General features: G+C 43.9%; 9 protein-coding genes and 1 pseudogene. 8 read left to right on the forward strand and 2 right to left on the reverse strand.

The window, feature by feature from the left end; genetic code table 11:
* Positions 1-45, reverse strand: a 45-nt coding sequence (locus tag O9290_RS28275) for a helix-turn-helix domain-containing protein (RefSeq protein WP_353737100.1), incomplete at its 3' end; no start/stop codon positions are given.
* A gap of 91 nt (positions 46-136) precedes the next feature.
* Here O9290_RS28275 and ggt point away from each other — a divergent pair.
* The 5 genes and pseudogenes from ggt to O9290_RS19725 all read left to right on the forward strand — a co-directional run bounded on the left by ggt (position 137) and on the right by O9290_RS19725 (position 6,122).
* The gene (gene ggt, locus O9290_RS19705) at positions 137-1,825 is read left to right on the forward strand and encodes a gamma-glutamyltransferase (protein ID WP_288024223.1); all 1,689 of its coding nucleotides are present in this window, start codon (positions 137-139) and stop codon (positions 1,823-1,825) included.
* Between the two features lie 499 nt (positions 1,826-2,324).
* A pseudogene (locus O9290_RS19710) lies at positions 2,325-3,512 on the forward strand (RNA-guided endonuclease InsQ/TnpB family protein).
* 609 nt (positions 3,513-4,121) lie between these two features.
* A complete protein-coding gene (locus O9290_RS19715; protein WP_002766724.1) occupies positions 4,122-4,343 on the forward strand; it encodes a hypothetical protein in 222 nt (73 codons plus the stop codon).
* A gap of 2 nt (positions 4,344-4,345) precedes the next feature.
* Positions 4,346-4,783, forward strand: coding sequence for a PIN domain-containing protein (locus tag O9290_RS19720; protein WP_288058500.1), 438 nt, complete (start codon positions 4,346-4,348; stop codon positions 4,781-4,783).
* A 43-nt stretch (positions 4,784-4,826) separates the two neighbouring features.
* Complete coding sequence (locus tag O9290_RS19725; RefSeq protein WP_288058502.1) at positions 4,827-6,122, forward strand: DNA cytosine methyltransferase; 1,296 nt, start codon at positions 4,827-4,829, stop codon at positions 6,120-6,122.
* 545 nt (positions 6,123-6,667) lie between these two features.
* Here O9290_RS19725 and O9290_RS19730 read toward each other — a convergent pair.
* On the reverse strand, positions 6,668-7,132 hold the full coding sequence (locus O9290_RS19730; RefSeq protein WP_002798136.1) for a hypothetical protein: 465 nt from the start codon (positions 7,130-7,132) through the stop codon (positions 6,668-6,670).
* 184 nt (positions 7,133-7,316) lie between these two features.
* Between O9290_RS19730 and O9290_RS19735 the strand changes: the two genes are divergently transcribed.
* From O9290_RS19735 to O9290_RS19745, 3 genes are all read left to right on the forward strand, one after another.
* Entirely contained in the window at positions 7,317-8,786 is a 1,470-nt protein-coding gene (locus O9290_RS19735) for a TldD/PmbA family protein (RefSeq protein ID WP_002757793.1), read from the forward strand.
* A gap of 2 nt (positions 8,787-8,788) precedes the next feature.
* Positions 8,789-9,364 (forward strand): DUF456 domain-containing protein, encoded by a 576-nt coding sequence (locus O9290_RS19740; RefSeq protein ID WP_002757794.1) that lies wholly within the window; start codon positions 8,789-8,791, stop codon positions 9,362-9,364.
* Between the two features lie 251 nt (positions 9,365-9,615).
* Entirely contained in the window at positions 9,616-10,959 is a 1,344-nt protein-coding gene (locus O9290_RS19745) for a TldD/PmbA family protein (protein WP_288058504.1), read from the forward strand.
* Positions 10,960-11,376: the final 417 nt, after the last annotated feature.

Here is an 11,376-nt window from a genome sequence, read left to right on the forward strand (position 1 = left end):
TTGTTCGGGTGTGGGGTAAAATCGAAACGAATAGGCTTTTTCCATACCTCACATTTTAGCATATATTTCGTAAACGATGCTCATATTTAACAGTAAAGCCGTCGTAGAACGACGGGGTTTCAGACCCAAATTTTCGATGAAAATTCCCCGCACGTTTCTCTTGTTTTTCCTTGCGATCACCGTTAGTCAGAACGTGCGCGGTCAACTGCCAGAAAAAACCGCCGTGGGCAAAAACGGCATGGTGGTTACCAGTCAGGGGGAAGCTTCTAGAGTCGGTCTGGAAATTCTCCGCAAGGGTGGGAATGCGATCGATGCGGCCGTTGCCGTGGGTTACGCGCTTGCAGTCACCGAGCCTTGCTGTGGCAATCTAGGCGGTGGCGGCTTTATGTTGATCCGGTTAGCCAACGGCGAAAGCGTGTTTATCAATTTTCGAGAGACCGCACCTCTAGCCGCCACCGCCAATATGTACCTTGATCGCAATGGTGAGATTATCCCCGGCCGCAGTCGCAACGGCTATCTGGCGGTGGCGGTTCCTGGTACAGTGCGAGGTCTGGATCTGGCCTTACAGAAATACGGTACACGCTCGCGTCAACAAGTCATCGCCCCAGCGATCGCCCTTGCCAGACAGGGATTTATCCTGGGGACAGGAGATATAGAAATCCTCCGGAGAAGCGGTGAGAAGTTAAAAGATCCGAGTATGGCGGCGATTTTCCTGAAAAATGGTTCAAAACCCTACGAGGTAGGCGATCGCTTAGTACAGAAGAACCTCGCGCGCACTCTAGCCCAGATTGCTCGCGGCGGGCCAGCAGTTTTCTATGGGGGGGAAATCGGCGCGCAGGTGGTAGCGGAGAGTCGGAAACAGGGGGGAATTCTCAGTGCTGAAGACCTGGACACCTATCAGGCATTGGAACAGGAACCCCTACAATGCACCTATCGCGGTTACGATATCCTGACCGCGCCGCCACCTGGAGGAGGGATGACGGTGTGCTTGATGTTGAATATCCTACAAGGCTATGATCTCAAAGCTTCGGGATTCCGATCAACCGATACGGTTCATCGCTTTCTCGCTGCGATGTTGTTTGCCTACGTTGATCGCAATACCTATCTCGGCGATCCGAAATTTGTCCAGATTCCCCTAGAACGACTGCTATCGGCAGAATACGCCGCCTCCATCCGGGAGAAAATCCCAACCAAGCAGGCCGTAGATCCCCGTCCCTTCTATCAAACCATCATTCGAGAGGGCGATAGTACCACTCACTACTCGGTGATTGATCGCACCGGCAATGCGGTATCCGTCACCTATACGATCAACTCGTCTTTCGGGGCCGGAGTGATTGCGGGTGACACTGGCTTTGTACTCAATAATGAAATGGATGATTTCGTCAGTAAACTAGGTTCCCCCAACCAATTTGGGCTAATTCAGGGACGAGCGAATCGGATTGAACCGGGCAAGCGTCCCTTGAGTTCCATGTCTCCCACCATCGTGGTAAAAAATGGCCAGGTGGTACTGATTACCGGAAGCCCTGGCGGTTCCACCATCCCGACAACGGTATTACAGATGATCACCCATACGATCGACTACGGGATGACCGTTGCCGAAGCGGTGAACTATCCCCGATTCCATTATCAGGGAATGCCCGATCGGGTTTTGATCGAACCGAACGCGCTCGCTCCGAAGGTAGTGGCCGCTCTCGAAAAACGGGGCTATACCTTCCAACCTTTTCCGAAATGGGGATCGGCCGAGTCGATTGCGGTCGATCGCTCCCGAACCTTTACTGGTGCGGCCGATCAACGCAGAAACGCAGGCGAAGCGAGGGGATTTTAAGAAAGTACCCAAAAACGGGGTAAATGTCCCCATTTTTTCGATATAAACGGCAATTACCCCAGCAATTCTCATTTTGAAACGATTTTGCGTTGTTTCAGCGATCTAGAGATTCGTTAAGAATTATTAACCCCTCTAGGTGCAAGGGTTTTAATGTCATGAAACCTTAAAATGAGAATTGCTGCAATTACCCAAATCATAACCGGGTAAAGGCATAACGAGCGAGGAAAATTGCCGCCAGAATCCAGGTCACTAGGGACACTTCACGTCCCTTGCCGCTAAATACCCGATCGGGCGGGGTACAATCCATGTCAACAATTATCTCTCTCCCCCTTATCTTGGGGACGTTACTCGGACTTAGCGAACTATCCCGTCGTTACAGGTGGTTCGTGTTTGCCTTTTATGCGGTCATCGAAAATTTGGGTCTGAAACCCCGTCGTTCTACGACGGCTTTACCGTTAAATACTAGCGCATTTAAACGATATATTCTAGAAATCGAGGTATGGAAAAAGCCTATTCGTTCCGATTTTACCTCACACCCGAACAAGAGTCGCTATTGCGGCGCACATTGGGCTGTGTAAGATTAGTTGACAATAAAGCTCTCCATCTCAGAACACAAGCTTGGTACGAAAAGCAAGAAAGAGTAGGCTACGCCCAAACTTCTTCAATGCTAACCGAGTGGAAAAAGCAAGAAGAATTAGACTTTCTTAATGAAGTAAGCTGTGTCCCCTTACAACAAGGGTTAAGACATTTACAAACAGCTTTCACTAACTTCTTTGCTGGTCGTACTAAGTATCCTAACTTTAAGAAAAAACATCAGGGAGGAAGTGCCGAATTTACCAAGTCTGCTTTTAAATTTAAAGACAAACAAATCTATTTAGCCAAATGCACAGAACCCTTACCTATTCGATGGTCAAGACAAATACCAGAAAGCTGTGACCCAAGCACAGTAACAGTCAGATTACATCCTTCTGGACGCTGGCATATTTCAATAAGATTTGATGACCCAACAATTAAGCCATTACCAGTAACAGATAAAGCCATCGGAATTGACTTAGGAATTAGTAGCCTTGTGATTACCAGCGATGGCGATAAAGTATCTAATCCTAAGCATTTTAAAAAGCATTATCGGAGACTGCGAAAAGCGCAAAAAAATCTTTCTAGAAAACAGAAAGGGTCAAAAAATCGAGAAAAGGCAAGAATCAAAGTAGCCAGGATTCACGCTCAAATCACCGATAGCAGAAAAGACCATTTACATAAGCTAACCACTCAATTAGTTCGTGAAAACCAAACGATTGTGGTTGAGAATTTAGCCGTCAAGAATCTGGTCAAAAACCCCAAGTTATCTCAGGCAATATCTGACGTTAGTTGGGGAGAAATCACTCGACAATTAGCCTATAAATGCCGTTGGTACGGCAGAAATTACATCGAAATAGATAGATGGTTTCCTAGTTCTAAAAGGTGTAGTAATTGCGGGTATATTGCTGAGAAAATGCCGTTAAATGTTCGAGAATGGGACTGTCCAGACTGTGGGACTCACCATGACCGAGATATTAACGCAAGTAAAAATATTTTGGCCGCAGGGCTTGCGGTGTCAGTCTGTAGAGCGACCTGATGACCAGAACAGAGTAAATCTGTTAAGGCAGGTGCGGAACCCCGCAAGGGAAAGAAGCAGAAACCCAAATCGTGAGGTTTGGGAATCACCGTCCGTTTACGGCGGCGAGGATGTCAATGTCTTTCTTATGTCCTAATTAACTGTATTTCAGGGGAACGAAAGCTAGGGAACAATCAAAAAATTAAATTGGCTCAAGGTCACTTTACCTTAATCTTGCGACTGATTAAAGGTAAAGAATTGAGGACGCATTACCGCCTCTCCACCCAGCCCTAGAGATGGAAACATCTAGATTATGTCAGGGAACAACTCACACAACAGGCAAGAGTCGAGAGAACCTTGTCTATTAGATACCAATGCCGCCATTATACAGCAAAGAATAGCCAAAAAGTAATTAGCAAAATAAATTTTAACATTACCTGAGTTCGGGTTAAGCAGATTATCGCCGCCCATGAAAATATTCTGATTGACGAATTTGCCTTATTTCTGAACTTCCCCCCTATAAATATAGTAGCTATGGCTAAAAGTCTTACAGAGCTTGAGCTAAAGCAATGTAAAACCAATAAACTACTCTAGATACAGTCAACGGTACAGCCATACTTCCCACTTCCCACTCTTGGTATTAGAGGCACTCCCATAAAGAGGGCTATAATTAATCTTAATAGACAGTCGCTCGAGAGCAACAATATGTTAAATGCAGTGGAATTTAAAGCCAAAATCAAACAAGGTATCATCGAAATTCCCGAAGAATACCAACAGGACTTGAGGGAAGACAGCGAAGTTCAAGTTATTGTGATCAAACAAAATAAAAAAATATCAACCACTGGAATCATTGCCCAATTAACTCAAAATCCCGTTGCTGTTAAAGGTATTCGTCAATTAAATCGGGAAGAAATTCATCAGCTATAATTATGACCAATTCTCTTTGTTTTTGTGATTCTAATATCTGGCTATACCGTCTTTTAATAGACCCAGAGTGTAACGATGCTGAAGAAATGGGAAAACACAATCTAGCGACCGCTTTAACTAGCAGGGAAAATATCTTAATCAGTACGCAAATTATTAATGAAGTTTGCGCTGTTTTATCCAAAAAAGCTAAAATAAGTGAAATTCAAATTAGACAAATTATCCAAGAATTTTACGATGGATGTGTTGTTATTCAACTCGATCGCAATATTATTTTAAGAGCCTCTGAACTCCGCACTCAATACAGTTTTTCTTTTTGGGATAGTTTAATTGTAGCTAGTGCCTTAGCAGCCGATGCTAGTATTCTTTACTCTGAAGATATGCAGGATGGGTTAATAATATCCAATCAACTAACTTTAATTAATCCCTTTCGATCAAGTTGATTATAAGTATGATATTATTTAATTACTCATTTAATCAATAGTGATGAATAGGCAACAAAAGCGAGTTTTATCCCTATTTTCTGGCTGCGGGGGAATGGACTTAGGATTAGAGGGAGGTTTTTGGGTACACCAAGACTGTGTTAATGAAAATATTCATCAAGATTGGATAGTAGAAAGACGGGAACCATGGCTAAAACTACTGCGTACTTCTTTTGAAACTGTCTTTGCTAATGATATAACTAAAGCTGCCCATAATGCTTGGATTCCCTACTTTGAAAAAAGGGGTAAAACAAATGTATTTCACTTGGGGAGTATTGTAGATTTAGTCAAACAAGCAGAAAAAGGCGAGTTTCAGTTTCCCAGTAATATCGATGTAGTAACGGGAGGTTTTCCCTGTCAAGATTTTAGTGTTTCAGGAAAAAGAAAGGGGTTTAATTCTCACAAAAGTCACACGGGGAAACTGCTAGACGAGAGTGAAGATAGTTTTCAGGATAATCGCGGGAAACTCTATTATTGGATGAAGAGAGTTATTGAATTAACCTTACCTAAAGTTTTTATTGCTGAAAATGTCAAAGGTTTAATCTCTTTAGCTAATGTTAAAGATATAATTGAAGATGATTTTAGTGCCATTGGTAAAGATGGATATATAGTTATCCCTAAACTTCTCTTTGCTCCCGATTATGGAATTCCCCAAACCAGGGAAAGAATTATCTTTATCGGTTTAAATAAAACCTATTTAAAAGCGACAGCGATAGGACATCTAGAAAATAATGATATTTTTCCGCATCCAACCCATAAAGTTATTAAGCATCAATTAAATCTGTTTGAGTCAATATATCCTCTTAAAACTTACAGTACAGTGGGTCAGATATTATCAGGTTTAGAAGAACCAGAAGATGAGTTATTTGACCTCTCACAAAAAAGCTATTCAAAAGCTAAACATTATGGTAAAACTCAGGGACAAATCGAGGTTAATTTACAGGGTTTAAGTCCGACTATTCGCTCGGAACATCACGGTAATATTGAATTTAGGAGATTATCTTTAGAATTAGGGGGAAAGATAGTTAATGAGTTAGAAGCAGGGTTAAAAATGAGACGTTTAACTGTGCGGGAATGTGCGAGAATACAGACTTTTCCCGATGATTTTCAATTTGTGCGTCCACAAAATAAGGGAGATGAAAAATATTCACTTTCGGCTACGGATGGTTACAAACTAATTGGTAATGCTGTGCCACCTTTGCTTGCTTACCATATTGCTAGACACCTAGAATATCAATGGGATTATTTGTTTGAAGATATTTATTCAGTCAGCAAAAATTTATGTGTAGCATTGCCTTAATAATTGGGTGCATCTCATTTTTATAAATCTACTAAGTTGGGGTTTTTAAAGGGAACCTCTCTTTGAAAATTGGGCGTTACTTTCGATTTTATGACTCAATCCAAGCTTTTGGGGGGTTCTACCCCCCAAACCCCGGAGCGCATTTGCTTTTCGGTGAGATGCTTACACGCAGTTGTTAATATACTTGTACCAATTTAAGATTCACCAATAATTGCCGATTGTCGCTATTTCTGCAAATGTGAGATGCAGCCTTAATAATTTCTGCTAATAATGTTTCTATACTTGCCATGGTTTACTAATCCTAAATTGAGAAAACAAATTATAATCTTTTTAGATGAACGTAGGTTGGGTTGAAGTATGAAACCCAACGCCCGCATGGGTTACGCTACCGCTAACCCATCCTACAAATAATTGTGCCTCCCTACTTAATTGGGCATCAACTCCTCAAAATCACAACTTTACACCTCACCCTTAAGATAACTGCCATAACCTGAGTCCGGAATCAGGGAAAAGGGCAAAATTTCCCTAACCCGAACTCACCTTGATTACAAAACCTTATGGGTATGAGAATGTTGTTTGACGTTATCCTCCGTCCGCACGACATGAACAGCATTCAAGATGCGTTTTTTCTCTAGGGAAAAGTTTAAATCGTCTTTTTGGCTGCCCAAGGGGATTAACCCTTGCAGGTGGGGTTGATTTTTATAGGTGCGAGTGGCCGCAATCGCCCTTTCGACAAAATTCTCGCATAATTGGGCATTATCGGGGAAATTACTGGGTATTTGAGGATTATCGTCCTGAAATACCTCTCCTAAACTCATGGCGCGGGCAAATTCGTAGGAAGTGGGAATTCCTTTGACAATTGCCTCTAGGGCCGCCGAGGGAATCGGTTCTAACACCGCCACTTTTTCTAATTCTCCCTCCTGTTTGAGAAAACAAATCGCTAAACCGAATACACAATAATCATCTTTTGTCAAGTCAGAAATGTTTAAGAATTGTGTCGCTGTGGCCATTATTTTGATCCTGAGTCGCTCTTTATTTAATCTTGGGGGCGATGAGCGCTCGAATCAAGGTTTTTATTAAGAGATATGAAGGAGAAAAATTTAGCAGGGTTGGGCGGAGCTAACGCATCCCCAGACGGAAAAAACTGAGAACTGTTAGACTAGAAACCAGCAGATTAACTGATAAACGAGCTTTATGTCACCCACTCTACTCATCTCCAAAGAACTCCCCACCCTGAAATATAATCCTAGTCTGGAGCGCTTTGATAGCTCTTGGGCGGCTCCTTTGTCCACTCTTCTGGGACTGGGACGGGCTGCCGGGGCGACTTTTATCGAATTTTTCCTCGAAAGAGTCAACTATATCAGTTGTTTAGCCGAAGATGACACCATCACCAGTCTCTCACCGAAACTATCTACAGGGGCAGGAATCCGCCTTTTTCGCGGTAAAGCTGATTGTTATGTCAGTACCAACGATTTAAGCTTCCAAGGCTTAAAAAATGCCCTAGAAAAAGGTTTATCGATTCTCGGTTTAAACCTACCCAGTCCTAACGCGTATATTCCCGAAATCAATCTGGAAATGTTCCGGGATTATGCCACGGTCAAAAATAAAGATATTTGGCTGAATAATTGCAGTTCTTTGCGAGAAATGGGTGATATTCTCCTAACTGCTAACGTTCACCTCAATCAGAAAGCCTCTCACGTCCAATCTCGTCGCGCCGCTTATTTTCGCGATTGGCAAGAAATTTTAGTTGCCGCTAGTGACGGCACTTTTGCCCGGGATATTCGCCTCACCCAATCCGTGGGCTATAATCTCCTCTGTGCCGATGGAACTAATCGTTCTAGCATTGGTAAACGGGTGGGTAATACCAGTAATCCCGATTTTCTGCGGACGTGGAATGCTGAGGAATCGGCGGCAGAAGTGGCCGAATCGGCGGGTAAAATGCTTTACGCTGACTATGTAGAATCTGGCAGTTATCCCATCGTCATGGCCAATGAATTTGGCGGCGTTATCTTCCACGAAGCCTGCGGCCATTTGTTAGAAACTACGCAAATCGAACAAAAAACCACGCCCTTTCTCGATAAAAAAGGCGAAAAAATCGCCCACGAAAATCTGACGGCTTGGGACGAAGGATTATCCGATAAAGCTTTCGGTACTATCGATATGGACGATGAGGGAATGCCGGCCCAGCGTACTCTCCTCATTGAAAATGGTATCCTAAAAAACTTCATTGCCGATCGCACCGGTTCAATTAAAACCGGCCATCCGCGCACGGGTAGCGGTCGCCGTCAAAACTACACCTATGCCGCCGCTAGTCGGATGCGGAATACCTACATCGCACCTGGGGAATATACCCTCGATAATCTCTTTAATTCCATCGATAAAGGCATTTATTGCAAAAAAATGGGCGGTGGTAGTGTGGGGGCGACCGGGGAATTTAATTTCGCCGTCGAGGAGGCCTATCTTATCGAAAACGGCAACCTGACTAAACCCCTAAAAGGCGCGACTTTAATCGGTTCAGCCAAGGAGATTATGAATAAAATCTCTATGTGTTCCCAAGATTTAGGACTAGCGGCGGGTTTTTGCGGTTCCGTCAGTGGTAGCGTTTATGTCACCGTTGGTCAACCCCATTTAAAAGTCGATTCTATTACCGTTGGCGGTCGTTAATCATGACTTTAGTAATTCTCTATTATTTCCTCATTGCCATCATGATAGTGGGGATAATTGGCGAACTGCTGCCCGCTGTCCCCGGCATGAGTTTGATTTTAATCGCCATGCTGGTGTGGGGTTTTGTCACCAAATTCGCGGGGATGGGGGTCGCTTTAACCGTGGCCTTTGTTGTCCTTCTCCTCAGTCTGGGGGTGGAATTCCTCGCTAGTTATCTCGGCGCCCAAAAAGTTGGGGCGAGCAATTGGAGTCAAATCGGGCTAGTAGTGGGTTTATTAGCGGGAATATTCGGGCTTTTACCGGCTTTACCCATTGGCGGCCCAATTATCGGCTTATTTGTCGGTCCTGTGGTCGGGGCTTTTGTCGGAGAATACGCCTATCGTCGCGATTTGGAATTAACCCCCCGTTTGCAACAATCCCTAAAAGTCTGTGTCGGTATCGTCGTCGGTACGGTTATCGGTCACGTTGCTAAAGCTATGCTGGCCACGGCCGCCGTTATCGTCTTTATTGTCACCACTTGGCCCAATCTCTCTTCAGTTATCAGTTATCAGTTATCAGTTATCAGTTATCAGATTTGAGTTTTCAGAACGTAGGTTGGGTTGAAGCATGAAACCCAACGCCCGCTCATGTTACGCTACCGCTAACCCATCCTACAAATAATTGTGCCTCCCTACTTATCTAGCTTACGGCTGACCGCTATCAGTTATCAGTTATCAGATTTGAGTTTTCAGTGGACACTGTTAAGTGGCAAGTTCTGAGCTTTCTTTTCACTGATTACTGATTACTGTTTACTGATAACTGAAAAATCCTCCAACACCAAAAAAAATCTATGCCAAAAGTTGAATATATCGCCCAAATCGCTAATTCTAGCGCCCAAGCTTTAGGAATTGCTAAATACGACATCTATGGTTCTTCTGTCGATGAAACCGATGTGGATGTGTTTCAAGGGGAACCCAAACAGGTACAAGCGTCCAATCGTTCCAGCGTTATCGTTCGCGTCTGGAATCGGGATAATCAAGTCGGTGTCACCTCTACCACCGATGTGGACCCGGTGGGACTGCAATTAGCCCTGAAAACCGCCCAAGAAGCCAGCTTTTTTGGCGTTAAGGAAAATGTCCCCGATTTTAGTCCCGCTGCCACCGCACCTACCACAGAAGTGGCCAGCGAAATGTCTAATCAAGCACCTGTATCCACTCTCATCGATAAGTTATTAGCCGCCGAAAAATCCTTACTAGCAGCCCATCCAGCTATTGCCAGTGTTCCCTATAACGGTTTGGGACAACAGCAGGTCAGACGTTTTTATCTCAATAGCGACGGGGCAATGCGTCAGGAAGCGCGTAGTTATGCCAGCGTGTATTTATACACCAAAACCGAACAGGAAGGCAAAAAACCCCGCAGCGCTGGTGCTTTTCGGGTTAGTCCGGGGCTGGAAAAATTAGATATCGATGGTTGCATCGAGGAAGCGATTACCAAAACTGTTAGCCATCTGGACTATCAACCGATTACCACGGGTAAATATTTGGTGGTTTTTGCCCCCCGCGCCTTTTTGAGTCTCATAGGGGCATTTTCTAATCTGTTTAATGCCCAAAATGTCCTTGATAAACAGAGTCTTTCTACTCCTGAATCCCTAGGAACACAAATCGCCGCTACTGCCTTAAATTTGTGTGATGATGCCCTCCATCCAGCTAATGTTTCCGCAGAAACTTTTGATAGTGAAGGCACTCCTACCCGTCGTGTGGAATTAATTAAAGAGGGGATTTTGAGTAATTTTCTCCATAGCACGATTACCGCTAAACGGATGAATACAGAACCGACTGGCAACGGTAACATTGGGTCAAAAGTAACGGTTAGTCCCCATTTTTATCACGTTTTTGCTAGTGTTAATCAACCCAAAAGCTATTCTTTGGAAACAGCAGAAAATGTGGTTTTAATTGATAGTTTACAGGCACTTCATGCGGGAGTTAATTCTCTACAAGGTTCCTTCTCTTTGCCGTTTGATGGTTGGTTAGTTAACAAAAATGAGCGCATTAGCATCGATTCCGCTACCGTAGCTGGAGATATTTTAACACTGCTGAAATCGATTGTTTATCTGGAACCGGAAGCGGTTATTACTCCCAGTGGTGTTTGTCCCTACGTTTGGGTAGAGGGTTTATCAATCACAGGAGAAGCTTAACACTATACCAGACCAAAATAGGGGGTATTAACCAGGGTAATACCCCCGCAAGATGGATGCTAATTTTATAGTCGTGGGTAAGGAGTGGCAAGTGCCGGGGTTCCAGAGAGGAAGTTTGAACATTATTAAGTAGTCGTGTAAAATTAATTTCCTAGTCGAGACTCCGAGACAGGAGACGGGAGACGGGATACAGCTATTAGGGATCGGATTTGAGTTTTCAGTTCACTGTTTCCTCACACCAGAAGTCTGACGGAGTAGTGGCTTAGATGTGTAATTAGGGTTTGCTGAATAAGTACGGGCGAAGCATTCGGATAGAAAATCTACCTTTTCACCGATAGGTTATTGTCCGAATGCTTCGCCCCTACAGGACGCGGGCCGATGAAGACGCAAGGTTTTGAACGACGATTCTCTCAAAAT

Origin of the sequence: Microcystis sp. LE19-41.2A (genome assembly GCF_027530405.1) — a bacterium.
Taxonomy (GTDB): Bacteria; Cyanobacteriota; Cyanobacteriia; order Cyanobacteriales; family Microcystaceae; genus Microcystis; species Microcystis aeruginosa.